A 25,668-nucleotide genomic window follows, 5' to 3' on the forward strand; every position below is an offset into this window, starting at 1 on the left:
CTGCTATTTTTTCTTCTTCTTGGACTGATTCGGCTTGGCACCGGGCTTCGGCGCGGTAACGGGCTTGGCACCGGGCTTCGGCGCGGTCGTCCGGGCGAGAGCCTTCTTGGCCTCCTCCTCGGCTTCCTCCTCGCGGTCCATCTTGTTGAAGATGTAGCGAGACTGCAGGAAGGTCCAGATGTTATTGGTGACCATGTAGAAGAGCAGTCCGATGTGCCACAGGAAGCCGGTGAACAGAATCGTCAGCGGCATGAACCACAGCATCATCTTGTTCATCATCTGCATCTGTGACTGCATCATCTCACCACCGACGGCCTGCTGCTTACCAGAGGCCAGGCGGGACTTCTGCCGGGTGATGGAGATCTTGGCGTTGAAGTGCGTGGCGGCCGCGATGATCAAGATAATCGGCGCGGCGACCAGGATGATGTCTAAACGAGAGAACTCGACATTGGGGAATGCCGCATACATGTCCTGCGGCATGGAGATATATGCCGAGAGTGGGACTCCGAAGAAGGTCGCATCCATGAAGGACTGCACATCCTCCACCGAGAAGATGTAGTTCGGGGTGTTGTAGTTCTCTTCGACTGACAGACCCAGCTGACCGACACCTTCACCGGTGCGGTTGAAGGAACGCAGCACGTGGAAGAGACCGAAGAAGACCGGGATCTGCACCAGCATCGGAAGACAGCCGGCAATCGGGTTGACGCCCATCTCCTTCTGGAGCTTCCGCGTCTCCTCCGCCATCTTCTGCTGATTGTTCTTGTACTTCTCACGGATGGCCGACATCTTCGGCTGCATCTCCTGCATCTTGCGGGAGGAACGCATCTGCTTGATCATCGGCCGCACCAGCAGGAGACGGACGGTGAAGGTCAGGAAGACAATCGACAGCACCCAGGTGAGGCCGGCACCCGGGTCCAGCACAAAGCTGAACGCCTTGTGCCAGAACCACAGGATGGCCGAGATCGGCCAATAAACGAAGTTGAGCACTCTAAGTCAGAACTCCTTGGTGATAAATGGATTGGAGTGGGGCCGCAGGTCCGCAAGCCACACCCGACGTCTCTGTCAAGACACCGGATCAAATCCACCCGGATGCCAGGGTCCACACTTGGAAAGCCTCACCAGAGTCAGCACTACCCCCTTGAGCGCCCCATGTCTGGAAACAGCCTCAAGTGCATATCTGCTGCAGCTCGGCTCGAAACGGCAGGTGGGCCCCATCTTAAGGGCGGAAATGTAGTTTTGGTAAAAACGCACCGAAGAAAAAAGAACCCGGGCCAAGAGGCCCCGCGGCGCAGGGACCTCAGCTCCGGTCAGATCCGGTGCCGGATCATCGTGGTGGCACACGGGTCTTCAATTTCTCCACCGTCCGGCGCAGGTCGCGTTCCAATTCCGCCGAGGTGGCCTCCGCGGAACGTGGCAGTGCCCGAATCACCAGGTGATGGTTGCTCGGCAGTTCCTGCGCCAACGTGGCACAGACATGCCGAAGCCGCCGGGCGGTGCGGTGGCGGACCACTGCATTCCCGACGGCTTTGGAAATGATCAGACCGAAGCGGGGCCCGCCAATAATGACGGGTTCCGCTTCGGCTGGAGCCTCCCAGATATGTACTACAAGTGTGCGACTTCCAGCACGACGTCCACGCTTAATCGTCCGATCGAACTGGACCGGAGAAGTGAACTTGTATTGCCGGGGAAGCACCTTATAGACCTGGGGAGAAGGCGCTTATTAAGCGGTCAGCTTCTCGCGGCCCTTACGACGACGTGCAGCCACGATTGCGCGCCCGGCACGGGTGTGCATCCGGGTACGGAAGCCGTGCACGCGTGCGCGACGACGATTGTTCGGCTGGAACGTCCGCTTGCCCTTTGCCACGGTAATTCTCCTAAAAGTATGTGTGATGGCCACTTCAGAGGGCGTGCGGGATTGCACAATAACCTCTGCCGGGTGGACCATCCGAAAATCGGATGATGGTTGCTGAGATACGGCGGCCATGACCCAGGAAAGGATCAGGCTGCCATGCGCAGTCCCGCACAGACTCGCTGAGAAATCCAGAGGATCCCTCGCGGCCCGGCTTCAGTGCCGGAACTGCTCTCAAAGCACACGAACCGGCGGGTTTGCACCCTCCGTGGTGTGACAGACCATGTCAGACTACGTGACTTTCCCGAGCCAGAACAAATCGACACCACTCTTGTTTCGGCAGCTGGCAACGGGGGCACCTGAAATTACAAAACTGTCATTTCCAACTGCTCAGGTGCCGTTTTGCGGTGTCAGCTGCGCCCGAGCCGGGATAACGGCCGGGAACCCGGTCAACGGCCGAGTTGCTTAAGGGGGCGAAACCTTTTGTTCATCTAGACACTGCGGACCACCAGGGAGTAACAATGGAGCCATTCCCCACAATTCACACCCTGTGATTTTATAGATCTGTGGATAACTTTGAATTAATAGTTGAGATATTCAGCACACTAAGGCATTTGCGCTGGTCAATGGCCTGAAACTCACACTTCACGTTATCCACAGCTGATGCGCTAAGCTGTGGACAAGCATTCACAGCAGAGTTATCCACAGGTGTGGATAAACTTGTGGAAGACGAGGTTGGAGCGACTTTCGGTCTGTGAAAGGCGCGGTGAACAACTTCTGTCATTTATTCAAACCTCACCGCGCCGAAACAACCCAACCGAGGCAAAAGCTGACCCAGGGAGAACCTCCTGTGGCGGCTTCTCCCCACTACGCCCTACCCCGGCGCCAATGACTAAAGAACGAGGAAAGCGTGACGGAGAACTCATCTTCTCTTGCCGAAACATGGCAACAGGTGGTCGCAGAACTGCTGCAGGAATCTGAAAGACATGATTCCGAAATTCCGACACTGACCCACCAGCAGAAGGCTTATCTGAAGCTGGCACGTCCCATCGTTCTGGTTCAGGGCTACGCCGTTCTCGCCACCCCCCACAGCATGGCCAAGCATGTGGTGGAAAATGACCTGGGAGAATACATCTCCAAGGTGTTGTCCAAGCAAATGGGGCACCCCTGCAGTCTGGCGGTCAGCATCGAGCCGAGTGCCCTCGCCGCGGAGGAAGCTTCCCGGGAGATCCCCACCGCCCCGGGCACCCTCTGGGAGGATCCGGCGCAGCTCCCCGGCCAGCAGGCCCCGAACCAGGCCGATCAACAGCCGATGCCGCAGAATCAGCCGCAGGGGCCGGGTCAGAATTTCCAGGGTCAGAACCCTCAGCAGAACCACCCGCAGAATCAGCCACCACAGCAGGGTTTCCCGGATTCCAACTATCAGGGTCAGAATTACCCTGATCCCGGGAATCCGCAGGACTACTCCGGTGGAGGCTGGCAGCCCAGTCATGCCCCGGCACAGCAATATGATGCCAATACCGGTCGGCAGCAGCAGTCCAACCAGCAGCCCAATAATTATGGCCGGCGGCTGCCGCGGGAAAAGCCTGCACACAACCCGAACCGGGAACGTTCCCTGAACCCGAAGTACACCTTCGAGTCCTTCGTGATCGGTTCCTCGAACCGTTTCGCCAATGGCGCGGCGGTCGCGGTGGCGGAGAACCCCGCCAAGGCCTATAACCCACTGTTCATCTGGGGTGGCTCAGGCCTGGGTAAGACCCACCTCTTGCATGCGGCCGGAAACTACGCGCTGGTCCTGCAGCCGGGGCTGCGGATCAAGTATGTTTCGAGTGAGGAATTCACCAACGACTACATCAACTCCGTGCGTGATGACCGGCAGGAATCCTTCAAGCGCCGTTACCGCAACCTCGACATTCTCATGGTGGATGACATCCAGTTCCTGGAGGGCAAGGAAGGTACCCAGGAGGAGTTCTTCCACACCTTCAATGCCCTGCACCAGGCAGATAAGCAGATCATTCTTTCCTCGGACCGGCCGCCCAAGCAGCTGACCACCCTGGAGGATCGCCTGCGCACCCGTTTCGAGGGTGGCCTGATCACCGATGTCCAGCCCCCGGATCTGGAGACGCGCATCGCCATTCTGATGAAGAAGGCGCAGGCGGATGGCACCCGGGTGGACCGTGATGTCCTGGAGATGATCGCCTCCCGTTTCGAGTCCTCGATCCGGGAGCTCGAGGGCGCCCTGATCCGTGTTTCGGCTTATTCTTCGCTGATCAACCAGCCCATCGATATGAAGATGGCGGAGATCGCCCTGCGGGATATCCTCCCCGAGGATGCCGATGTGGTGATCACTGCGGCGGCGATCATGGAGGTCGCGGCAGAATACTTCGACATCTCCCTGGATACCCTGCGTGGTGCCGGGAAGACCCGGGCGGTGGCGCATGCCCGTCAGCTGGCGATGTACCTCTGTCGTGAACTCACCGATCTCTCGCTGCCGAAGATCGGCGATCAGTTCGGCGGTAAGGACCACACGACGGTGATGTACGCCGACCGGAAGATCCGCAAGGAGATGAAGGAGAAGCGCGATACCTATGACGAAATTCAGTCGCTGACCCAGTTGATCAAGAACCGTAGCCGGGGCTGATCGCTCTTCACGCTCCGGCTGAACCACAAAACCTGTCCGCCCTCCCGGGGTCGGGCAGGTTTTGTCATTCCCACCCTCGCTTATCGACGCCCTGATTCCCCCGGATCGCGTTGAGCTGGGGTTTTGCGCGGCGGCCGCGTTCCGGTGCGCAGCACCGGAAAACTATCCACAGAGTTATTCACACCTGTGTAATTACACATTTGTAATTAGGTGATCCTCATCACATTTCTGAAGAGATCCTCGGACCGCTGGCCCTGTGCACAACTACCCTCCAGCTGTGCAGCATTCGCCCACAGGTGTGGAAGGATTGTGGACAGTTTCGAGGGTCTGGAAGTTATCCACAATCGGCCCGAGTTATCCACAGGATTTCCACAAGCTGGCACACACCCCGGATTCCATCCACTAGCTTGTAGTTCAGCCCTCAATTCACAGAGTGCACAGGACTTACTGTTGTTACTGTCTTTTAACTAGAGATTAATAAAGAAGAAAGAGGGTGTGGGGAGAACTCGGTGATGAGGTCCCGGAATGCGAAGCTCCGGGGTCAGATCAGCGAATTACAAGTTCGGACCTAACCGCAATCGCGGGTACCGTGAGTTTGTAATTCCCCAAGGTGCTCAGTTCGCTGCGCACTGAACGTGTAATTCGCATGCCGTTCCGGTACTCCCGGAATGACATGAATTTCTTAGTCATTAGTAGATTTTTCCGCACAGAAAACCACAAGGAGCCGAGCAGCCATGGAGTCTCAAGCCGTGTCTTTCCGGGTGGCCAAGGATGATTTGGCCAATGCAGTTGCCTGGGTCGCACGTAACCTGCCGAGCAAGGTCACCCAGCCGGTGCTGCGCGCCATGCTGATCACCGCCGATGACAACGGGCTCGAGCTCGCGGGCTTCGACTACGAGGTGTCCACCAAGGTCCGTATCTCGGCAGAGGTCATTGAACCCGGCCGCTTCGCCGTCGCTGGCAAGCTGATCGCCGAGATCACCAACACCCTGCCGAATAAGCCGGTCGAGCTGAAGGTTGAGGGCACCAAAGTCCTCCTGACCTGTGGTTCCTCCCGCTTCGAGCTGCCGCTGATTCCGCTGGATGATTACCCCCAGCTGCCTGAGCTGCCAGAGACCACCGGCACCATCAATGCCCAGCTATTCACCGAGGCCATCACCCAGGTGGCCGCCGCCGCTGGCCGAGATGACACCTTGCCGATGCTGACCGGTGTCAATGTTGAGATTCACGGTAACCAAGTCCAGATGGCCGCCACCGACCGTTTCCGGTTGGCACTGCGCACCTTCGAGTGGAACCCGCTCTTCCCTGACGTCGAGGCTCGCCTGCTGCTCCCCGCCAAAACCCTGCTCGACAATGCCCGCACCCTGGATCAGAACCAGGCGCAGCCGGTGCAGATCGCGGTGGGCACCGGTGAGCAGATCGGTCGGGAGGGACTTTTTGGGGTTCACTCCGAAGCCCGGGAAACCACCACCCGCATGCTCGATGCCGATTTCCCGAATATTCACCCGCTGCTGCCGAAGGTGCACACCTCGATGGCCTGCATCCCGATCGCTCCGCTGCAGGAAGCCATCCGACGCGTCAGCCTGGTCACCGAACGCAATGCCCAGATCCGCATGCAGTTCTCTCCTGGCCAGGTGATTCTCTCCGCCGGAGGTACTGATTCCGGGCACGCCGAGGAGACCATCCTCTGTGATTTCGTGGGCCGCGATGAGCTCGTCATCGCCTTCAACCCGGGTTATCTCAAGGACGGCCTTGCGGTGGTTCCCACGGAGAAGGTGGTCTTCGGATTCACTGAGCCCTCCCGCTCGGCGATCCTCCTCCCGGAGCCGGATTCCTTCAAGGAGAACGGCATGCCGGAGCCGGAGGCAGATGGCAGTTTCCCCACCCCGGAGACCAATTTCACCTACCTGCTGATGCCGGTGCGCCTGCCGGGCTGATAGCTCCCCTTCCCCGGCTCTGCTGAGTCCGGGGAAGAATTGTGTTTTTGAGATCAGCGAGTGTGTGAGGAGCAGGTGAGTTGAGTGCATATCCGTCAACTGCAGCTGCGTGATTTTCGGTCCTGGCAGGAGCTCAACCTCGATCTTGAGCCGGGTGTCACGGTCTTCATCGGCCGGAACGGTTTCGGGAAAACCAATATCGTCGAGGCGATCGGCTATACCGCGCACCTGTCTTCCCACCGGGTCAGCCATGACTCCCCACTGGTGCGTGCCGGGGCGGCCAACGCACGGGTCTCGACGATCGCGGTCAACCAGGGCCGGGAGTTGAACACCCACCTGTTGATCAAAGCCCATGCAGCCAACCAGGCCCAGCTCAACCGCACCCGGCTGGCCTCCCCCCGGGAGCTACTCGGGGTGGTCAAGACAGTGCTGTTCGCCCCGGAGGATCTGTCCCTGGTCCGCGGTGAACCCGCCGAGCGGCGCCGCTATCTCGATGACATCATCGCCACCCGTCAACCACGGTTGGCGGGGGTCAAGGCCGATTATGACCGGGTGCTCAAGCAAAGAAACGCCCTGCTCAAGTCCGCTACGGTGGCACTTCGCCGGGGATATCACCATGATGAGGGCGCCAGCGCCCTGGCCACCCTGGATGTCTGGGACTCCCAGTTGGCGGGATTCGGCTCCCAGGTCATCGCCGCCCGGAAGAAACTGCTGGTCGAGCTCTCGGAGCAGGTCCATCAGGCCTATGCCGGTATCGCCCCGGAATCCCGGCCGGCCCGACTGCACTATAAATCCACCGTCGATGACACCTTGAAGGAATTGGTCGGTGACACCGCCGATGGCCTAGATCCGCAGGTCATCGAGGCGGCGATGCTCGCTGAGCTGGGGAAGAAACGCCAGCGGGAAATTGAGCGGGGCATGTCATTGGTGGGCCCGCACCGCGATGATCTGGACCTGATCCTCGGCGATCAACCGGCGAAGGGGTTCGCCAGCCACGGCGAATCCTGGTCATTTGCGCTGGCCCTGCGCCTCGCGGAGTTTTCTCTGCTGCGGAGCGATGGCACGGATCCCATCCTCATCCTTGATGATGTGTTCGCGGAGCTGGATCGCCAGCGCCGGGAGAAGTTGGTGGCGATCGCCCTGGAAGCCGAGCAGGTGCTGATCACGGCGGCAGTCGATGGTGATCTGCCGGGTAATCTCGATGATGTGGTGCAGCGGCACCAGATCACCATGAAAACCACTGAGGCCGGGCGCTTCTCGGAATTGGAGGACAACAGTGACATCGGAAACCCCGAAGAACACTGATCAGCCTTCCGAACCACCGGCTGATTCTGTGGGTGCGGCCTTCGCACAACTGCGGGCGGCAGCACAGCAACGTTCCGGTAAAGCCCCTGATCTGTCCAAACAGGGGCGGAACCAGCTTCCCCGGCAACGCGGCGCCGATCAGGGACTCGTGCCTGGAGTGCCCGGGCTGGGAGGCGCCGGAGAGGCGGCGAAGGCGGGCGTCGATAAGCGCCGCGTGCCGCGGGGAAAACCCACCGGCCCCGATGGTCGGCGTCTTCCCAAGCGGCCCAACCTGGATAATTTCGGTGCCGTGCTGGGTACTGAGATCGTGCGCCGTGGGTGGCGTCGGGAGCTGGCCGGCGGGTGGGTGCAATCCCACTGGGAGGAGCTTGTCGGTGAGAAGATCGCGCAGCACACCACGGTGGAGATGCTCAAGGATAAGGCATTGTTCATTACCTGTGATTCGACCGCGTGGGCGACAAATCTCCGGATGATGCAGCGGCAGATCCTCCAGGCAATCGCCGCGAAGGTCGGCCCGGATGTGATTTCGGAGCTGAAGATCTACGGTCCGAAGGCACCGAGCTGGCGGAAGGGTCCACTGCATGTGAAAGGCCGTGGACCGCGCGATACTTACGGATAGGCTGTCCTGATCAGCACTGATGTGCTAAATAGGCCTTGAGCTATCTGCGGCATAGGGATTGGCTTATGGGTTTCCCTGAGTGTCCGGGGAAGCTGAACAGGGGATTTTCATTTTTCGGCACCTGAGCGCTTATTTGGCGGGTTTAGCTTCAAGGTAGGTAGGGGGCCACTAAGCGTGTAGAATGAAACAGTCTATTAACGAATTTAGCGAGGAGTGCTCGTTTCACGTGGCTACCACTGAACATAATTATGATGCCTCATCGATCACGGTCCTTGAAGGACTTGAGGCGGTGCGCAAGCGCCCGGGCATGTATATCGGCTCCACCAGCGCTCGCGGCCTCCACCACCTGGTGTGGGAGGTCGTTGATAACTCCGTCGATGAAGCGATGGCAGGATATGCCTCCAAGGTCGATGTCACCCTGATGGCGGATGGCGGTGTCCAGGTCGTCGATGACGGCCGTGGCATCCCGGTGGCGATGCATGCCTCGGGCATGCCCACCATCCAGGTCGTGATGACCCAGCTGCACGCCGGCGGTAAGTTTGACTCCGATTCCTACGCGGTGTCCGGCGGCCTTCACGGCGTGGGTATCTCCGTGGTTAACGCCCTGTCCACCAAGGTCGAGGCGGATATCAAGCTCGGCGGAAAGCACTGGCTCCAGAACTTCAACAACTCTGTTCCGGAGCCGCTGGTTGAGGGCGGTAACGCCCGCGGTACCGGTACCACCATCCGCTTCTGGCCGGATGAAGAGATCTTCGAGACCGTGAAGTTCGATTTCGACACGATCTCGCGTCGTCTGCAGGAAATGGCCTTCCTGAACAAGGGCCTGACCATCACCGTCAAGGATGAGCGCGTCACCGAGGAGGAACTCGAACTCGAGGCGATCGCCGAAGAGGGCGACACCGCCGAGGACATCACCAGTCTTTCCTTCGATGATTCCGCGGAGTCCGTCGTCGAGGCCCCCAAGGCCCCGAAGAAGCGTGAGAAGAAGCTGGTCTTCCACTATCCGAATGGTCTTGAGGATTATGTCAATCACCTCAACAAGACCAAGTCAGTGATTCACCCCTCGATCGTCTCGCTGGACGTCAAGGGAGAGGATCATGAGGTGGAGATCGCGATGCAGTGGAACTCCGGCTATAAGGAGTCCGTCCACACCTTCGCGAACACCATCAACACCATCGAGGGTGGTACGCACGAGGAGGGTTTCCGTTCCGCGCTGACCTCCCTGATGAACAAGTACGCCCGCGATCACAAGCTCCTCAAGGACAAGGACACCAACCTCACCGGCGATGACTGCCGTGAGGGGCTGTCCGCGGTGATCTCGGTACGCGTCGGTGATCCGCAGTTCGAGGGTCAGACCAAGACCAAGCTGGGCAACACCGAGATCCGCTCCTTCGTGCAGAAGTCCGCCTATGAGCATGTCGGCCACTGGCTGGAGGCAAACCCGGCCGAGGCAAAGACCATCATCTCCAAGGCGGTCTCCTCCTCCCAGGCTCGTATCGCCGCGCGTAAGGCCCGTGACCTGGTGCGACGCAAGTCCGCCACCGATATGGGTGGGCTGCCCGGCAAGCTCGCCGACTGCCGTTCCAAGGACCCGGTGAAGTCCGAGCTCTACATCGTGGAGGGTGACTCCGCCGGTGGTTCGGCCAAGGGCGGCCGTGACTCCATGTACCAGGCGATTCTTCCGCTGCGCGGCAAGATCCTCAACGTGGAGAAGGTCCGGCTGGACCGTGCGCTGAAAAACGCCGAGGTCCAGGCCATCATCACGGCCCTGGGTACCGGTATTCATGATGAGTTCGACCTCAAGAAGCTGCGCTATCACAAGATTGTGCTGATGGCCGATGCCGATGTCGATGGCCAGCACATTGCGACCCTGCTGCTGACCCTGCTCTTCCGCTTCATGCCGGACCTGGTTGAGGAAGGCCATGTCTTCCTGGCGAACCCGCCGCTGTACAAGCTCAAGTGGTCCAAGCGGACTCCGGGCTTCGCCTACTCCGATGCCGAGCGTGATGAGGAGCTCAAGGAAGGCCTGGCGAAGGGCTGGAAGATCAACACCGAAGACGGCATCCAGCGCTACAAGGGTCTCGGTGAGATGAACGCTAATGAGCTCTGGGAGACCACCCTGGACCCCAGCACCCGCATCCTGCGCCGGGTGGACCTGGTCGATGCCCAGCGTGCCGATGAGCTCTTCTCCGTGCTCATGGGCGATGATGTTGCGGCCCGCCGCAGCTTCATCACCCGCAAGGCCAAGGATGTCCGCTTCCTAGACATCTAGTACGCCTGTGCTTATCGACGCCCGTCCCCTGCCGCAGGGGACGGGCGTCGCTGTGGTTGAGAACGACAACGAGGAGTGCTTGTGCCGATGAAGGACGAGGTCATGGTCGTTGAGGTGGGACTGCCGGCAGGGGCCACCAGTCCGGTACTGCTTCACCCGGGAGCTGATCGGCCGCTGGTGATGCTCTGGCCGGGTTTTGGCATGGGTGCCCGCTATTACCGTCCCATCGCCGGTGAACTGGCCGCCCGTGGTTTTCCGGTGGCTGTCGGGGAGCTGCGCGGCCAGGGGGCCAGCACCGCCCGGGCGTCGAGAAGCGCCGCCTGGGGCTATCACGACCTGGCTGCGGTGGATTATCCGCGGGCCATCCGGGCCGCCAAGACCTCCCTGGGCCTGCCGATGGATCATCCGACCGTGCTACTCACGCATTCCATGGGCGGCCAGATCGGCGCGCTCTTCCTCTCTCGTCCGGAGGCTACCGAGCTCAATGTCCGCGGCATGTTCGGGGTGGGTAGTGGCTCACCCCAGCTGGTGGCGTTCCCGAAGCCGATGCGGCGGCGACTCTGGCTGGGCACGGTGTTGTTGGGCACGGTGGGCGGATTCCTGGGATTCTGGCCCGGAAAGGTCCTGGGCTGGGATCCGGTGGGCTACGGCCGACAGTCCGGCACCCATATGTGGGAGTGGCGTCAGCTGGCGCATCGAAACACCTTCGCCGGACTCACCGGTGCAGATCTGGACTACCCGGCCGCCCTGGCTCAGGTCACGGCTCCGATACAGCTGTGCTATTTTCGCAATGATCTGGACTGCCCGCGGCCCTCGGCCCAAGCCCTGGCGGAGCAGCTGCCCTCAGCGGACCTGCTCATCGAGGAATTGGCCGGGGACCTGGGGCATAACCGGTGGGCCCGACAGCCGCAGATCGTGGCTGCGCGATTTGAGCGGTTCGTGGCCGAGAAGCTCTAGTGGTTCAGGGTCCCCAGCGGATCACCCCACAGCTCATGCAGGGCGACCTGGCAGGCGGCATTGCGCAGGATATTGCGCTCTGCCCGCTGGATCCGGAGATTTCCCGGACCATCGTGCTGTTCCCGCATCATGCCGATGATCAGCTGCAATGACAGGCTGGCTTAATTCCCGGTGGCGTGCTTCTCAATGACGGTGCCCAGGCCGGCGACATTCTTGGCCAGGATCTTCTCGCCGCGGCCGCGGACGGCGCGGTAGGCCTTGACCAGGGCGCCGTTGTCGAGCTTGTCGGCGTTGCGGTCGGCGGAGGTCAACAGGGAATCGGCGACATCATCGCGGCGATTCTCCAGGAAGACACCAAAGGTTCCGGTGGTCCCGGACTGGCCACCTCCAGCGGTGGTGTAGTCATCCCAGTGCGGCTGCAGTGACTCCGCCAGATCCGGGAGGAAACGGTCGAGCGCCTTGGTGAGGACATCCGGGCGGATTTTCTGGACACCGGCATAAGCACCCTTGACAGCGATTCCGGTCACGCCGGATTGTTCGCTGATGGTGCGCTCGGTGAATTCGGCCAGGTCCTTGACCACGGCTTCGCGGTTGGCGCCGGTCAGTGAAGAAGAGAGGTTGCTCATGGGATGGGGCCTTTCAGATCGGGCGGTATCGCAGAAATTGCAGCGCGGCCACCATTCGATGTCGAGGGGCACGCCGATTCGATCTGAGTCTAGTGGAGGCTACTGCCGAGGTGCTGTCCCCATGCTGGTGCGGAGAGCCATCTCGAGGCAGGAACCCCATTGTCGGGCACACCAATATGGCTGGTGAACTCAACAATGGGGTATACCCGGTTGTGACTCTTCCACCGCAGAAAACAATCTCACTCATTCACTGCAGTCACAACAACCACAAATGTTACACACCCTAGGGGAGTCGGCCAAGGGGAAACGCCGATGGATGCTCGGGTGGGATCGCTGGCTAGCGCTCATCCCGATTCAGTTCAGTGAGCACCAGGCAGGCCACCTCAGCCAGTTCCCGGTTGTGGGAGGCCAGTGGTTCAAGCGCCAGAATGCTGCGGTGCAGGGACTGGCCAGCCCCCTCGAGGCTCTGATGGATCCGGACCCCGGAGATGTCCGCGGTGGTGGTGGCAGCAGCGGCGGCCAAGGCCGCCAGGTCTATTACATGTGTGCCAAACTCCGCCGCCACCTGGTCGGCTACCGCCAAGAGTTGGGTCGCGCTGAAGCCGCGCAGCCGGAGCTGTGGGCTCATTGCTGCTCCCGCGTGCCGTACAGGGCTCTGGTGGTGCGTACCCGGCGTTGTGCCGCAGCGTAGTCGGGCAGGATCTGGCGGGCCAGATCCTCGACCTCGGCGTCGGCAAGCGTGCGGGTGGCAGCACTGAGAATGGCGCGGATCGCGGCCTCCTGTTTGCTGCTTCCCTGGGCCTGGGCAAGCAGGGTCAGGGCGCGATCCTGTTCCGGGGTCAGTCTGAGTGTCATAGCCATGGGCGAGATGGTATCACTCTGATACCTATTTCTCGGGTGGGCGCGGCCTTATAGCCCTCAGGGCCTTGTTTCTGGCGTTGGGGGAGTAGGATGGGGGCAATCTAGGCCCGCTTCAACTGAGGAAAAGGTAATTATGAGCGACGACAATAACGAAGGTGGCGGCGGCGACCTCTTCGACCGCATTTTCCCCATTGACATCAATGAGGAGATGCAGACCAGCTACATCGACTATGCGATGTCGGTGATCGTGGGTCGCGCCCTGCCGGAGGTCCGTGACGGCATGAAGCCGGTCCACCGCCGCATCGTCTACGCGATGTACGATTCCGGCTACCGCCCTGAGCGCAGCTTCGTGAAGAGCTCCCGCCCGGTGGCCGACACCATGGGTCAGTTCCACCCGCACGGCGACTCCGCCATCTATGACACCCTAGTGCGTCTGGCGCAGCCGTGGAATATGCGTTACCCACTGATTGAGGGACAGGGTAACTTCGGTTCCCGCGGTAATGATGGCCCCGCCGCCATGCGTTATACGGAGTGCCGTCTGACTCCGATCGCCATGGAAATGGTCCGTGACATCCGCGAGAATGCCGTCAATTTCTCGCCGAACTACGATGGCAAGACCCTTGAGCCGGATGTGTTGCCCTCGCGCGTGCCCAACCTGCTGATGAACGGCTCCAGCGGCATCGCCGTCGGTATGGCCACCAATATCCCGCCGCATAACCTTCGTGAGCTCTCCGACGCCATCTTCTGGCTGCTGGCGAACCCGAACGCGGATGAGAAGGAGGCCCTCGAGGCCTGCATGAGCTTCGTTAAGGGCCCGGACTTCCCGACCTCCGGCCTCATCGTCGGTGACCAGGGCATCCGCGATGCCTACACCACCGGCCGCGGCTCCATCCGGATGCGCGGGGTGACCGCCATTGAAGAACAGGGCAGCCGCCAGACCATCGTGATCACCGAGCTGCCCTACCAGGTCAACCCGGATAATCTCATCGCCAATATCGCCGAGCAGGTCACCAACGGCAAGCTCGCCGGCATCTCCAAGATCGAGGACGAGTCCTCCGACCGTGTTGGCATGCGCATCGTGGTCACCCTCAAGCGTGATGCCGTGCCGCGGGTGGTGCTCAACAACCTCTACAAGCACTCCCAGCTGCAGACCAACTTCGGCGCGAACATGCTCTCCATCGTTGATGGGGTGCCGCGTACCTTGCGGCTGGACCAGATGCTGCGTCACTATGTGGCGCACCAGATCGAGGTTATCGTCCGTCGTACCCAGTACCGCCTGGATGAGGCCGAGAAGCGCGCCCACATCCTCCGCGGCCTGGTGAAGGCCCTGGACATGCTCGATGAGGTCATTGCCCTGATCCGTCGTTCCTCCAAGGTGGAGGATGCCCAGACCGGATTGATGACGCTTCTCGACGTCGATGAGATCCAGGCCGATGCGGTCCTGGCCATGCAGCTGCGCCGCCTGGCGGCCCTGGAGCGCCAGAAGATCGTCGATGAGCTCGCCGAGATCGAGCTCAAGATCGCTGACCTGAAGGACATCCTCGCCCGCCCCGAGCGCCAGCGCAAGATCGTCCACGATGAGCTCACCGTGATCGTGGAGAAGTTCGGCGATGAGCGTCTCACCCAGCTGATCCACGCCACCGGCGATGTCTCTGAGGAGGACCTCATCGCCCGTGAGAACGTGGTGGTGACCATCACCTCCACCGGCTACGCCAAGCGCACCAAGGTCGATGCCTACCGCTCGCAGAAGCGCGGCGGCAAGGGCGTCCGCGGTGCTGAGCTGAAGCAGGACGACGTGGTCCGCCACTTCTTCGTCAGCTCCACCCACGACTGGATCCTCTTCTTCACCAACTTCGGCCGGGTCTACCGCCTCAAGGCCTTTGAGCTGCCCGAGGCCTCCCGCACCGCCCGCGGCCAGCACGTGGCCAACCTGCTGGAGTTCCAGCCGGAGGAGCGCATCGCGCAGGTCATCCAGATCCAGTCCTATGAGGATGCCCCCTACCTGGTGCTGGCCACCCAGCAGGGCCGGGTGAAGAAGTCGCGTCTGACCGACTACGAGTCCGCCCGTTCGGCCGGGCTCATCGCCATCAACCTCAACGAGGGCGACCGCCTCATCGGCGCCGCACTCTGCAGCGATGATGATGATCTGCTGCTGGTCTCTGAAGAAGGCCAGTCGATCCGTTTCACCGCCAGCGATGATCAGCTCCGCCCGATGGGCCGCGCCACCGCCGGTGTGAAGGGAATGCGCTTCCGCGAGGAGGACCAGTTGCTGGCCATGTGTGTGGTCCGTGACGGCGAGTACCTGCTCGTGGCCACCTCCGGCGGCTACGGCAAGCGCACCTCCATGGAGGAGTACAACGCCCAGGGCCGTGGTGGCATGGGCGTGGTCACCTTCAAGTACACCCCGAAGCGCGGCAAGCTCATCGGTGCCCTCGCGGTGGACGATGATGACGAGATCTTCGCCATCACCTCCGCCGGCGGTGTCATCCGCACCGAGGTCAACCAGATCCGCCCGTCTTCGCGGGCAACCATGGGTGTGCGTCTGGTCAACCTGGAGAAGGACGTCCAGGTGCTCGCCATCGACAAGAATGTCGAAGGGGAGGGCGAGGAGACTGCTGAGGCAGTGGCCAAGGGCGATCTTGACGGCCCCGCGGAACGCGCCGCCAAGAAGACCGGTGACAATGCGCCGACTGAACTAGACTCCAACGAGACTGTCACCGAGGACGAGGAGAGCTAAACATGGCAACACGAGAAGTCGCCATCACCCGGGTATCCGCACTTTCGGCCTTCCGGGTCGCATTAGCCATGTCCCTCGTCGGACTGGTGGCGTGGATCCTCTGTGTTGCCATCCTCTTCTTCGGAATGCAGGCCTTCGGCATCTGGGATCAGCTGAACTCAGTGGTCGCAGGTGTCGGCGGTGATCAGGCCATCGGCTTCGGCATGGTCATCTCCATCGCAGCACTGGTCGGCGCCATCGGCGCCATCATGATCTCGGTGCTCGCCCCGTTGGTCGCCATCATCTACAACGGCCTCGTCGATCTCTTCGGCGGGATCACCGTCACCCTCCAGGAGGGTGTAGACGAGGAGTAATACACCTCTTGAGCACGGCCGGCGGGCCCCAGGGAAGCATGAAAGCTTCCCCGGGGCCCGTTGGCATTCCGGGGGCCAGGGAGTGCTGCTTTTCGACGCCGCGCCGTGTTCTTCCGCGCTCGCCGGGGCGTCGTTAGTTTCAGTGGCGGAACCCCAGGTGAACTTATGATGACCAGCCGAGCGGAACCCGGCTAACCAGGGTAAACCAAGAAGCGCCAGTCAGTAGTAATACTTATCTTAGGAGCTTTTGTGTCCGTTCTTGGTTTGCGGCGTTCCGTCGCTGCCGCCACTGTCGCCGCCGTCAGTGTGTTCGGGGTGTCCCTCGCCCACGCGCAGGAAGACCTCGCCCAGTTCAACATCACCAATATCACCGATTTCCACGGCTACATCTCTCCTTCTGGGGCACACCCCGGAGCGGCCATGCTCAAGTGCGCCGTCGACGCCGCCGCCGGTGACCGGCCGCAGTCCTTCGTCTCCTCCGGCGACAACATCGGCGGCACTCCCTTCGCCTCTTCGATCCTGGGTGATGAGCCGACCCTCGAGGCCCTGAACCAGATGGGCCTGGACTTCTCCGCGGTGGGCAACCACGAGTTCGATAAGGGGTATGCGGACCTCACCGGCCGGGTGGCCGAGAAGGCCGACTTCGAGTACCTGGGTGCCAATGTCGAAGGCGGGACCCCGGCCCTGGCGCCCTACGGGATCAGCGAGCTCGACGGCGTGAAGGTCGCCTTCATCGGCACCGTCTCCCCGGAGACCCCGATGCTGGTCAACACCGAAGGTATCGAGGGAATCACCTTCGCTGATCCGGTGGCCACGACCAACGAACTGGCTGATCAGCTCGTCGAAGAGGGCACTGCGGATGTCGTGGTCGCGCTCTTCCACGAGGGGGTCGCCGGTGACGTGGAATGGTCGGAGAATGTCGACGTGGTCTTCGCCGGCCACACCCACCTGGTCCGTGAACCCAGCAGCGATACCGGTCCGCTGATCATGCAGTCCGGCTTCTACGGCCACGCGCTCTCCGATGTGGATCTCAGCTTCAACCACAGCACCGGCGAACTGACCGTCGACGAGGCCAAGGTTCTCGACGTAGCTGGCATCAACGCCTGCGATAACCCGGACCCGGTCATCGCTGAGATCGTCGCCGCAGCCGAGCTCGCCGCCGGCGAAGCGGGCAAGGAGGTCGTGGCCACCATCCCGACGGACTTCTACCGCGGCAAGGACGAGGGCACCGAGTCCGGCACCAACTACGGTGCGGAGGCCCAGCTGGCCAACCTGGTCGCTGAAGCAGTGCGCTGGTCCATCAGCAACAACACCTCGGTGACCGCCGACATCGGCCTGATGAACGTCGGTGGCCTGCGCGGGGACCTGGCAGCCGGTGAGGTCACCTATGCCGAGGCTTTCGAGATCCAGCCCTTCGCCGGGGAGGATTCCTACGTCACCCTCAAGGGCGCGGATTTCAAGGATGCGCTGGAGCAGCAGTGGAAGGACAACGCGGACCGGCCGGTCGCCGGGCTGGGTGTGTCGGACAACGTCTCCTACACCTATGACATCAACCGCGAGATCGGTGATCGCATCACCTCCGTGACCATTGACGGCGCACCGCTCGACCCAGCCAAGGATTACGTCGTCGCGGCCTCGCTCTACCTGCTCTCCGGCAACGAGGGGATGACCGCACTGACCCGGGGCACCGCTCCCGCCCAGACCGGCCTCATTGATGTCCAGTCCACCATCGGCTACCTGGCCAACACTGAGATCACCCCGCGCACCGGCCAGGCCCATATCTCGATCACCCCCTCCGGCGAGTACCGCGCCGGGGAGGCGATCACCCTGGAACTGGCTGGCCTGAGGTTCACCCAGGGCGATACCGCCACCACCGTCACCGTCTCCCTCGGGGATGAGATGGCCACCGCTGCCATCGACCCGACCCTCGGTGCACCCGGGTTCGGTGAGGCCGGCACCGCCACGGTCACCCTCAACGTTCCGGCCGGTCTCTCCGGGGAGCAGGAGCTGGTGGTCACCACCGACGCTGGCACCGACATCTCCATGCCCGTCACCGTCACCAGTGTTGAGCAGCCGGTGGCTGGTTCCTCGGTGGTGGGTGCTTCGGCCCTCAGCGGGGTCCTCGGTGTCATCGCCGGGATCGTCGGTGCCCTCGGCCTGGTCTCCTGGCTCGACCCGGCCATCCTGCGCCAGCTGCAGGACCGGATCATCGGCCTGATCTAAGGTATTTCCGCCCGGGAGACCCCGGACAGAAAACCTGATTCTCTTCACCCCTCCCCGGTTCAGCAGCGTGCTGAACCGGGGATTTTTCCTGCCAGGACACCGCTTATCGACGCCGCGCCGGGCCCTGGTGCGCGGTCACCGGCGGGGAAAAAGGTGGGTAACACCCGCACCACCAAGTCAGCTGCGCTGCAGGCAAAGTATCCAACTGTGTTCTAGGTCATACTGGGCTGCAGTTGGTATTTCTGACAATTCACACGGAGGTTTCCCCATGAGTGACCGGACAACCTTGAAACGCTGGCAGCTTGGAACCACAGCTCTCGTTTTCATGATCATTGCGGCTTCCGCACCATTGACGGTGTTGGCTGGCGGCGCACCGACCAACTTCGCGGTCTCCGGGCTGCTGGGCCTGCCGCTGAGCTACCTGGTGCTCGGTGTCATTCTCATTCTCTTCGCGGTCGGCTATGCAGCGATGAGTTCCCGCATCCATAATGCCGGTGCCTTCTACGCCTACATCTCCCAGGGACTGGGACCACGGCAGGGGATCGCTGCCGCGCTCCTGGCGCTGGTCACCTATAACATGCTGCAGGCCGGTCTCTACGGACTCTTCGGATTTTCGCTGTCTGCGGCGATCTTCACCTGGACCTCCGTGCAGTTGCCCTGGTGGCTGATGGGGGCGATCGGCTGGCTCCTGGTGGCACTGCTCGGGGTGAAGAATGTCGATTTCTCCGCCAAGATCCTTGGCGTGCTCGTCTCCCTGGAGTTCCTCGTGGTCATCGTGGTGATGGTGATAGCGCTCCTCAACGCCCCAGAGGGGATCAGCACTGCATCGCTGCGTCCGGAAGATTTCATGGCCCCCGGCGTCGGCGTCCTACTGGCCTTCTCCATCGCGGCCTTCATGGGCTTCGAGTCCGGGGCGATCTACTCCGAGGAGACCAAGGACCCCAAGCACACCGTGGCCCGTGCCACCTATATCGCGGTGGCGATCATCGCGGTCTTCTACGGCGTGTCCACCTGGGCGTTGGCCATGGGCGTCGGACCCTCAGTGATCATTGATGAAGCCCGAACCTATGGCCCTGACCTGGTATTCGTGTGGTTGTCCGGATATTCGCCGATGCTCTCTGATGTAGCGCACCTGCTGTTCGTCACCAGTATCTTCGCGGCCCTGGTGGCGTTCCACAATGCCTCCGCCCGCTACTTCTTCGCGCTGGGGCGAGCGAAGGTGCTGCCGGGGATTCTGGGCAGACTCGGCAACAACGGTGCCCCGGTCGGCGGCTCGATCGCACAGTCCGTGGTCGGGGTGATGGTCGTGGTGGTATTCGCCCTGGCCGGTGTCAACTCCGAACTCGGGGAGCTCTACCCGGTGATCACCCTGTTCACCTGGTTCTCCACCGCAGCGGCCTTTGGCCTGGTCTTCCTCATGGCGGTGACCTCGATTGCCGTGCTGGTCTGGTTCCGGAAGAACCACCACGGATTCAGTGTATTTACCAGGATCATCGCACCCTCCCTGGCCGCCGTGTCCTTGGTTGGTGTCGCCGTACTCATCCTCTTCAACTTCGATCTCATGATCGGTGAGGAATCACCCCGGGCCATGGTGTTCATCATGCCGGGCATCATCATCGGCAGCGGTGTCCTGGGAGCCCTGTGGTCCCTGCGTTTTGACCGGTACACCGACATTCACACCATCCCGGGCGATGAGGACAGAGCTGCCGCAGAAGCGGAACCGACCCCCGCATCCGCCACCTCGATCATTCGCTAGAGACCCTGAACACCACACAAAGGAGAGATACATGAGCAAGAAGGTCATCGTCATCGGAGCCGGTTTCGCCGGACTTGTAGCCGCCCGTGAACTGCAGCTGGCAGGCATCGACGTGGAGATCGTGGAGGCACGGGATCGCATCGGGGGCCGGGCCTGGACCGATCATCGGATGGGGACCAAACTTGAGATGGGTGCGACCTGGGTCCACTGGCACCAACCGCACGTCTGGTCCGAGATCACCCGCTACGGGCAGAAGATCTATGAGAGCCCGGCCCCGGCGGAGGCCTTCTGGGTGAGTGGGGGCCAGGTGCACCGGGGCTCGGAGGCCGAGATGGACGGCCGTCGGGCGCGCGCGATGGAAAAAATCTACCAAGGCTCGAGAGAATTCTTCCCCAACCCCTATGAACCGCTCTCCGCGCTGGCGGATCCGGCAGTGCGGGAAGCCTTCATCGCCGCCGACCACCGCTCGCCGCTGGATGAGCTGGCCGGCGGTGATTTCTCGCAGGAGGAGAGAGAACTCTGCGAGGCCTACTGGTCCGGCGGATATATCGGTGACCCTCATCAAGGATCCTCACTCATGGCAAAACAGTGGGCCGCGCTCTGTGATCACCGGATGGAGGCGGTTGATTCCCAGACGCTGCAGTTCAAACTGGTCAACGGCATGAAGGGGCTCTATGAGAGCATCGCCGCAGACCTGACGTGCCCGATCCGGCTATCCACCCCGGTCACCGCCATTAAACATACCGACACCGCTGCGGAGGTTTCGCTGGCGAACGGGGAGAAGTTGCAGGCCGATGCCGTTGTGCTGACGGTCCCGGTCGGGGCCCTGGGAAATATCGAGTGCGATCCGCCGCTACCGGAGCCGATGCGTCGGGTGATCGAGCAGAAGTGGAACTCCACAGGTGGAAAAATCTGGATCAAAGTCAACGGCCATCACAGTTTCACCGCCATGGCACCGCAGCCGGCCACCGTCAGCGTGCTCAAATCGGAGGTGTTCACTGAAGACGATTCCACCATCATTGTCGGATTCGGTGCACAGCATGACAGGTTCGACTTCGATGACCCGGCGTGCGGCCAGCGCATTATGAATCAGTGGCGTGATGATCTGGAGGTGATCGATTGCACCGGGCATGACTGGGTCAGCGACGTCTGGAGCGGTCAAGCCTGGGCCACCCTGAAGAAAGGCCAGTTCACTGATGGCTGGCATCACTTCCGGGACACCGGAACCAGACTCCGCTTCGCGAGCTCAGACTTGGCCAACGGTTGGCGTGGGGTATGCGTGGACGGAGCCATCGAAATGGGGATGACCACGGCCCGTGGCCTGGTCCGGGATCTGGCATAGGCCAGCGCGCCGGGCTCAGCGCTTCTCCGCGGTACGCCGGGCCCGGAATGACCGTGGGGATTCCCCGTACTCGGCGCGGAACGCCTTGGATACATGAGAAGCATCCAGAAGTCCGTGCCGGGTGCTAATCACATGAACCGGGACATCTTTCATCGTGGGGTTAGCCAGGTCCGCGTGAATGGCGGTCAGTCGGCAGGTCCTGATGTAGGTGGACACGGTGGTGCCCATAGCAGAGAAATGGGTGTGTAGGCTCCGCACCGATACATAGAGGGCATCGGCGATGGAGCTCGGGGAAAGATCCGGGTCATCGAGATTAATCTCGATGTAGTTGCTGGCCTGTCGGAAAAGCGGTGAGGCCTCCGCCGACTCTTTCCCCATCCGCTGGATATGGTCGGCGAGAACGGTGACCAGAAGGTCGAAGGAGGTCTGCATCAGCGACTCCGCGTGCTGCCCCTGCAATTCATCGAGGTTTCCGGCGAGCTGTTCAAAGAGGGGGACCGCCACCTTGCCGAGCCCTTCATACCGGGACACCGGAATGGCGGTCACCAGGTCGAGTTGATCATCGCGCAGGTGCAGGAACCTCCGTGGAAAGTAGACCACCAAGCTGCGCTGAGGCTCCTTGAACACCAGGCTATAGGGTCGTTCCACGGTGTAGAGCGCCAGGTCACCGGGGTTCATTTCGCAGGATCGTCCGTCTTGGAGGAGGGTGGCTGTACCCGCCAACTGGAGACTCAGCTTGCACCTGGAGGCCTGGGAATCCGGCAGGATGTTCTCGGAATGGATCACTGTGTGGGCATCTGAATCCATGTCGAAAAGTTCAACTTCACCGAGCTGCTGATGGCGTGCCATGCCGCGGAAATTCGGTGCGGGGTACACCGCCCGGACGTTACTGAAACTGGCCGAGACCAATCGACGCCATTCGGTGAAGTTGTATGCCTGCCCGGATTCCATCGTGGACTCCTACTGATGCGCTGGGTTACTGAGGCGGAGGTGGAACTGAAAGCCCCCTCACCATAGGTGATCCACCGCACACTGGGGAACAACTAGGCCGCGCGCTAAAGCAATTACTTACACCCTCCAGCTGACACGATGAAGTTAATCTCGGCGCCGCGATAGCTTCGGGAGCAATAATCTGACAAGGAGTTCTTCACCATGTACCAGCACCTTCTCGAGTCAATCGGCGCCACGGACCCGACTGGACGAGCCATCACGGACCCCGCGACAGATGAGACTATTGGTTACGCCCCAGCGCAGAATGACATGGATCTCGATGCTGCGGTGGCCAAGGCCCTCGCCGTTCAACAGGCTTGGGCAGATCGGGGGCATGAGGAGCGATCCCGGCTGCTCAACGCTGCCGCCGATGTACTAGATGAGAATGCCGAAGCCCTGGCGTTGTTGCTCAGCCGGGAATCCGGAAAGCCCCTCAACGGACCAAATGCCCGGCTGGAGGTATCCCAGAGCAGTGACTGGCTGCGCGCCACCGCTGGTTTGAAGACACCTCAGGAGACGCTGGTTGATGATGGGAAAACGCACGCCACCCTCTCCTATGAACCCATTGGGGTGGTCGGGGCGATCGGACCGTGGAACTGGCCGCTGATGATCACAATTTGGCAGGTTGCTCCCTCGCTTCGGATGGGAAATACCGTGGTGGTCAAACCTTCTGAATACACCCCCTTGAGCGTGTTGGCGCTGGGCCACATTCTCAATACGGTGCTCCCCGAAGGGGTACTCCAGGTGGTGTCCGGCGGTCGTGAGATTGGGGCCCGGATCAGTGAGCATGAGGACATCGGAAAGATCATGTTCACCGGTTCCACCCGCACCGGTCAGGCCATCGCAGCAGCCAGTTCAGGAACCCTGAAGCGCCTGACCCTTGAGCTGGGCGGGAACGACGCCGCGATCGTGCTTGATGACTGCGATCCCAAGGCCATCGCTGAGGATCTGTTCTGGGGAGCATTCATCAACACCGGCCAGACCTGTGCAGCCATCAAACGTGTCTACGTGGCAGACAACATCTACGAGGAAGTCAGCCAGGCACTCGCAGAGATCGCCCGGAACACGCCGATGGGACAGGGAACAGACGAGAACAACGTCCTGGGTCCGCTGCAGAACCGGCAGCAGTATGACATTGTCACCCGGCTTGTCGACGCCGCGCGAGACAGTGGAGCACGCATCCTCACCGGGGGTGACCCTACCGATGGCCCGGGCAACTTCTACCCAGCCACCATCGTCGCGGATATTGATCCTCAAAACGTTCTGGTGGTGGAGGAACAGTTCGGTCCCGCACTACCGATCATCCGCTACCGCGAACTTGATGAGGCCGTGGAGTGGGCGAACTCGCTGGATGTAGGACTCGGTGCCTCAGTGTGGTCCGCAGACCGCGAGCGGGCGCTTGACGTAGCCAAGCGAGTCAAGGCAGGCACCGTGTGGATCAACAGCCATGCAGTCCCGGATCCGCGCATTCCCTTCGGCGGTATCAAACAGTCCGGATATGGTCTGGAATTCGGCGTTGAAGGGCTCAAAGCTGTGGCCGTGCCCAAGGTCTACAACGGCTGATTCAGTTGTCCCGGCGCAAGATGAACGGCAGATGATCCAAAGCGGTTTAAGGAGCGCAAAAAACGTGCTTTTAGCAGGCGATTTGCTTAAGATGTCGAGTACTGGGTAATATTCTATCTCGTTCCCAGGGCCTATAGCTCAGTCGGTTAGAGCGCATCGCTGATAACGATGAGGTCGCAAGTTCGATTCTTGCTAGGCCCACCAGGAACATGGGGCATTAGCTCAATTGGTAGAGCACCTGCTTTGCAAGCAGGAGGTCAGGAGTTCGATTCTCCTATGCTCCACAATTTAGGCCGGTTACCAGCACAAACACTGTGCGAGGTAACCGGCCTTTGTGGTTTCCGGGGTCAAATGGTGTGCAAACGGTGCACCAACCCCAGCGGGCTGATCTGTGCCTCTTAAGGCCGCCCGTACTGCTGGTACATGGTGTCGCACACCAACTTGTCGGTGACTTCACCATTGGCACAGGCGGTCCAGAGTTCCTTCTCGAACTCGCTGGGGAAGCGTCCCGGGTTCGATGGGGCGATGGTGGTCGGTGCCGGTGCGGTAGTGGTGGTCTGCGGCGGCCTGGGGGTGTTCGTGGTGGAGGGCGTCGTTGAGCAGTCAGCGGGATCCTCAACTTGGCGTCCGGAATCCGCACAACGGTAGGGGAGATCCTCCCCGGATCCGGCACTGGGAACGGAGCCGGAAGCGCAACCGGCCACAGCGCGTCGTTGGCCATCGCTGAATAAGGCGGTGCCATCAGCGGCACATTCACCGACGGCATAGGGGTCACCCGCTGAGGAACCCCCGGCAGCGGCCCCGGGGCCCTCCGCAGGAACGGAATCACCGCTGACGGAAGAACCCTCACTCGAAGGCTCCGCCGGAGTTGCCATGCCACTGGACTCGCCAGCGCCGGGCAGGGTGATCCGGTGTCCCTCAAAGAGTAGGGCCTCGGAATGCGCGGGGATGGCGAGGATATCGGCGTACTTGCCCTCGGAGTTCTCGTCGATGCCGGTCAGCAGGTAATCGAAGCCGGCGTGAGCGGGATTGTCCGCGCAGGGCTGGTCATAGGAGGCTGGCTGGACCTTCCCGGAGGTATCGATCACTTCCGGGCTGGGGAACATGTGCGGTTTACCGTCGAAGGTGAGCCCGGCCTTGGCTTCGGTGTAGACGGTGATCACCCAGGTGTTGTCGGGGAGTGGTTCGGCATCGGGTTTGAGACCGAACTCGCAGGTCTCGGCAACGAGGATGTCGGTGACCCGGAATTCCACATCGCAGGGTTGGTCGGCCGGACAGTCAGCGGGTGCCCAGGTGCCGAGGGCGAGTTCCGCCGCGGCGGTGACCCCCGCGGCGTCGTTAAGCGTGTTGGTGGCCTGGGCCTCATCATCGCTGTTGCGGGACTGTTCTGTGGCGCAACCGGTTAACAACAGGCTCGCTCCGAGTAGAGCGGGGATCCGGCGTCTCATGCAGAACTGGTCCTTTCAGGTGGGCCCTGAGGAATCAGGGTCCATCGGGAATTCCCGGGAACAGGGTTTTGTAATGTCCAGATAAAAGAATCCGATGGGCGTACCGCAATAAAGTTACCTAATCAATGTTGTGGCGGCCCGATTACCTATCACCCGAAGCAATTCTGTAGCGGAGATGTGATCTCTGTG

Annotated in this window: 22 protein-coding genes and 2 tRNA genes; 14 read left to right on the plus strand and 10 right to left on the minus strand. The window is 61.3% G+C overall.

Annotated features, from left to right (window positions below):
• Positions 1-3: 3 nt before the first annotated feature.
• The 4 genes from yidC to rpmH form a co-directional block, all read right to left on the minus strand.
• Positions 4-987 (minus strand): membrane protein insertase YidC, encoded by a 984-nt coding sequence (gene yidC / locus ACTU46_RS08680; RefSeq protein WP_443380946.1) that lies wholly within the window; start codon positions 985-987, stop codon positions 4-6.
• 75 nt (positions 988-1,062) lie between these two features.
• Entirely contained in the window at positions 1,063-1,275 is a 213-nt protein-coding gene (gene yidD, locus ACTU46_RS08685; protein WP_443380948.1) for a membrane protein insertion efficiency factor YidD, read from the minus strand.
• Between the two features lie 49 nt (positions 1,276-1,324).
• Entirely contained in the window at positions 1,325-1,693 is a 369-nt protein-coding gene (gene rnpA, locus ACTU46_RS08690) for a ribonuclease P protein component (RefSeq protein ID WP_443380950.1), read from the minus strand.
• Between the two features lie 27 nt (positions 1,694-1,720).
• Positions 1,721-1,864: a 50S ribosomal protein L34 gene (gene rpmH, locus ACTU46_RS08695; RefSeq protein WP_443380952.1), complete on the minus strand. Its 144-nt coding sequence runs from the start codon at positions 1,862-1,864 to the stop codon at positions 1,721-1,723.
• An 895-nt stretch (positions 1,865-2,759) separates the two neighbouring features.
• Here rpmH and dnaA point away from each other — a divergent pair.
• The 6 genes from dnaA to ACTU46_RS08725 all read left to right on the plus strand — a co-directional run bounded on the left by dnaA (position 2,760) and on the right by ACTU46_RS08725 (position 11,580).
• Positions 2,760-4,490 carry a chromosomal replication initiator protein DnaA gene (gene dnaA, locus ACTU46_RS08700; protein WP_443380953.1) on the plus strand — a complete coding sequence of 577 codons (1,731 nt, stop codon included), beginning with the start codon at positions 2,760-2,762 and terminating at the stop codon, positions 4,488-4,490.
• Positions 4,491-5,224: 734 nt separating this feature from the next.
• Entirely contained in the window at positions 5,225-6,427 is a 1,203-nt protein-coding gene (gene dnaN / locus ACTU46_RS08705) for a DNA polymerase III subunit beta (RefSeq protein WP_443380955.1), read from the plus strand.
• Between the two features lie 84 nt (positions 6,428-6,511).
• The gene (recF, locus tag ACTU46_RS08710) at positions 6,512-7,732 is read left to right on the plus strand and encodes a DNA replication/repair protein RecF (RefSeq protein WP_443380957.1); all 1,221 of its coding nucleotides are present in this window, start codon (positions 6,512-6,514) and stop codon (positions 7,730-7,732) included.
• Complete coding sequence (locus ACTU46_RS08715; protein WP_443380959.1) at positions 7,704-8,351, plus strand: DciA family protein; 648 nt, start codon at positions 7,704-7,706, stop codon at positions 8,349-8,351. The genes recF and ACTU46_RS08715 overlap by 29 nt, the downstream gene beginning before the upstream one ends.
• Before the next feature lie 226 nt (positions 8,352-8,577).
• Positions 8,578-10,623 (plus strand): DNA topoisomerase (ATP-hydrolyzing) subunit B, encoded by a 2,046-nt coding sequence (gyrB, locus tag ACTU46_RS08720; RefSeq protein ID WP_443380961.1) that lies wholly within the window; start codon positions 8,578-8,580, stop codon positions 10,621-10,623.
• Between the two features lie 87 nt (positions 10,624-10,710).
• Complete coding sequence (locus ACTU46_RS08725; protein WP_443381271.1) at positions 10,711-11,580, plus strand: alpha/beta fold hydrolase; 870 nt, start codon at positions 10,711-10,713, stop codon at positions 11,578-11,580.
• Here the strand turns inward: ACTU46_RS08725 and ACTU46_RS08730 are convergent.
• The 4 genes from ACTU46_RS08730 to ACTU46_RS08745 form a co-directional block, all read right to left on the minus strand.
• Entirely contained in the window at positions 11,577-11,729 is a 153-nt protein-coding gene (locus tag ACTU46_RS08730; RefSeq protein ID WP_443380963.1) for a hypothetical protein, read from the minus strand. The genes ACTU46_RS08725 and ACTU46_RS08730 overlap by 4 nt on opposite strands.
• A 12-nt stretch (positions 11,730-11,741) precedes the next feature.
• The gene (locus tag ACTU46_RS08735; protein ID WP_443380964.1) at positions 11,742-12,206 is read right to left on the minus strand and encodes a DUF6918 family protein; all 465 of its coding nucleotides are present in this window, start codon (positions 12,204-12,206) and stop codon (positions 11,742-11,744) included.
• A gap of 337 nt (positions 12,207-12,543) precedes the next feature.
• Positions 12,544-12,834: a TetR family transcriptional regulator gene (locus ACTU46_RS08740; RefSeq protein ID WP_443380966.1), complete on the minus strand. Its 291-nt coding sequence runs from the start codon at positions 12,832-12,834 to the stop codon at positions 12,544-12,546.
• Positions 12,831-13,067: a CopG family transcriptional regulator gene (locus ACTU46_RS08745; RefSeq protein ID WP_443380968.1), complete on the minus strand. Its 237-nt coding sequence runs from the start codon at positions 13,065-13,067 to the stop codon at positions 12,831-12,833. Before ACTU46_RS08745 ends, ACTU46_RS08740 begins: the two co-directional genes overlap by 4 nt.
• A 133-nt stretch (positions 13,068-13,200) precedes the next feature.
• Here ACTU46_RS08745 and gyrA point away from each other — a divergent pair, with 133 nt between their 5' ends.
• The 5 genes from gyrA to ACTU46_RS08770 all read left to right on the plus strand — a co-directional run bounded on the left by gyrA (position 13,201) and on the right by ACTU46_RS08770 (position 21,478).
• Complete coding sequence (gyrA, locus tag ACTU46_RS08750) at positions 13,201-15,804, plus strand: DNA gyrase subunit A (protein WP_443380970.1); 2,604 nt, start codon at positions 13,201-13,203, stop codon at positions 15,802-15,804.
• 2 nt (positions 15,805-15,806) lie between these two features.
• Positions 15,807-16,157 (plus strand): DUF3566 domain-containing protein, encoded by a 351-nt coding sequence (locus ACTU46_RS08755; RefSeq protein ID WP_443380972.1) that lies wholly within the window; start codon positions 15,807-15,809, stop codon positions 16,155-16,157.
• Between the two features lie 249 nt (positions 16,158-16,406).
• The gene (locus ACTU46_RS08760) at positions 16,407-18,380 is read left to right on the plus strand and encodes a bifunctional metallophosphatase/5'-nucleotidase (RefSeq protein ID WP_443380973.1); all 1,974 of its coding nucleotides are present in this window, start codon (positions 16,407-16,409) and stop codon (positions 18,378-18,380) included.
• A gap of 268 nt (positions 18,381-18,648) precedes the next feature.
• The gene (locus ACTU46_RS08765) at positions 18,649-20,136 is read left to right on the plus strand and encodes an APC family permease (protein ID WP_443380975.1); all 1,488 of its coding nucleotides are present in this window, start codon (positions 18,649-18,651) and stop codon (positions 20,134-20,136) included.
• Between the two features lie 31 nt (positions 20,137-20,167).
• On the plus strand, positions 20,168-21,478 hold the full coding sequence (locus ACTU46_RS08770) for a flavin monoamine oxidase family protein (protein WP_443380977.1): 1,311 nt from the start codon (positions 20,168-20,170) through the stop codon (positions 21,476-21,478).
• Between the two features lie 15 nt (positions 21,479-21,493).
• On the opposite strand, the gene ACTU46_RS08775 is transcribed toward ACTU46_RS08770, so the two are convergent.
• Positions 21,494-22,429 (minus strand): AraC-like ligand-binding domain-containing protein, encoded by a 936-nt coding sequence (locus ACTU46_RS08775; protein WP_443380979.1) that lies wholly within the window; start codon positions 22,427-22,429, stop codon positions 21,494-21,496.
• Positions 22,430-22,630: 201 nt separating this feature from the next.
• Here ACTU46_RS08775 and ACTU46_RS08780 point away from each other — a divergent pair, with 201 nt between their 5' ends.
• The 3 genes from ACTU46_RS08780 (at position 22,631) to ACTU46_RS08790 (ending at position 24,315) form a co-directional block, all read left to right on the plus strand.
• On the plus strand, positions 22,631-24,031 hold the full coding sequence (locus ACTU46_RS08780) for an aldehyde dehydrogenase family protein (protein WP_443380981.1): 1,401 nt from the start codon (positions 22,631-22,633) through the stop codon (positions 24,029-24,031).
• Between the two features lie 127 nt (positions 24,032-24,158).
• A tRNA-Ile gene (locus tag ACTU46_RS08785) sits at positions 24,159-24,235 on the plus strand.
• A 7-nt stretch (positions 24,236-24,242) separates the two neighbouring features.
• Positions 24,243-24,315: transfer RNA gene (locus tag ACTU46_RS08790), tRNA-Ala, on the plus strand.
• A 114-nt stretch (positions 24,316-24,429) separates the two neighbouring features.
• Here ACTU46_RS08790 and ACTU46_RS08795 read toward each other — a convergent pair.
• Positions 24,430-25,479 carry a hypothetical protein gene (locus ACTU46_RS08795; protein WP_443380983.1) on the minus strand — a complete coding sequence of 350 codons (1,050 nt, stop codon included), beginning with the start codon at positions 25,477-25,479 and terminating at the stop codon, positions 24,430-24,432.
• Between the last annotated feature and the right edge of the window lie 189 nt (positions 25,480-25,668).

Origin of the sequence: Corynebacterium sp. A21 (genome assembly GCF_052266655.1) — a bacterium.
Taxonomy (GTDB): domain Bacteria; phylum Actinomycetota; class Actinomycetes; order Mycobacteriales; family Mycobacteriaceae; genus Corynebacterium.

Excerpts from the sequence above, each read along its gene's own strand:
- dnaN (WP_443380955.1), top strand. The coding sequence starts at position 5,225 with ATGGAGTCTCAAGCCGTGTCTTTCCGGGTGGCCAAGGATGATTTGGCC.
- ACTU46_RS08725 (WP_443381271.1), top strand. The coding sequence starts at position 10,711 with ATGAAGGACGAGGTCATGGTCGTTGAGGTGGGACTGCCGGCAGGGGCC.
- ACTU46_RS08735 (WP_443380964.1), bottom strand. The coding sequence starts at position 12,206 with ATGAGCAACCTCTCTTCTTCACTGACCGGCGCCAACCGCGAAGCCGTG.
- ACTU46_RS08740 (WP_443380966.1), bottom strand. The coding sequence starts at position 12,834 with ATGAGCCCACAGCTCCGGCTGCGCGGCTTCAGCGCGACCCAACTCTTG.
- ACTU46_RS08745 (WP_443380968.1), bottom strand. The coding sequence starts at position 13,067 with ATGGCTATGACACTCAGACTGACCCCGGAACAGGATCGCGCCCTGACC.
- gyrA (WP_443380970.1), top strand. The coding sequence starts at position 13,201 with ATGAGCGACGACAATAACGAAGGTGGCGGCGGCGACCTCTTCGACCGC.
- ACTU46_RS08755 (WP_443380972.1), top strand. The coding sequence starts at position 15,807 with ATGGCAACACGAGAAGTCGCCATCACCCGGGTATCCGCACTTTCGGCC.
- ACTU46_RS08765 (WP_443380975.1), top strand. The coding sequence starts at position 18,649 with ATGAGTGACCGGACAACCTTGAAACGCTGGCAGCTTGGAACCACAGCT.
- ACTU46_RS08770 (WP_443380977.1), top strand. The coding sequence starts at position 20,168 with ATGAGCAAGAAGGTCATCGTCATCGGAGCCGGTTTCGCCGGACTTGTA.
- ACTU46_RS08775 (WP_443380979.1), bottom strand. The coding sequence starts at position 22,429 with ATGGAATCCGGGCAGGCATACAACTTCACCGAATGGCGTCGATTGGTC.
- ACTU46_RS08780 (WP_443380981.1), top strand. The coding sequence starts at position 22,631 with ATGTACCAGCACCTTCTCGAGTCAATCGGCGCCACGGACCCGACTGGA.
- ACTU46_RS08795 (WP_443380983.1), bottom strand. The coding sequence starts at position 25,479 with ATGAGACGCCGGATCCCCGCTCTACTCGGAGCGAGCCTGTTGTTAACC.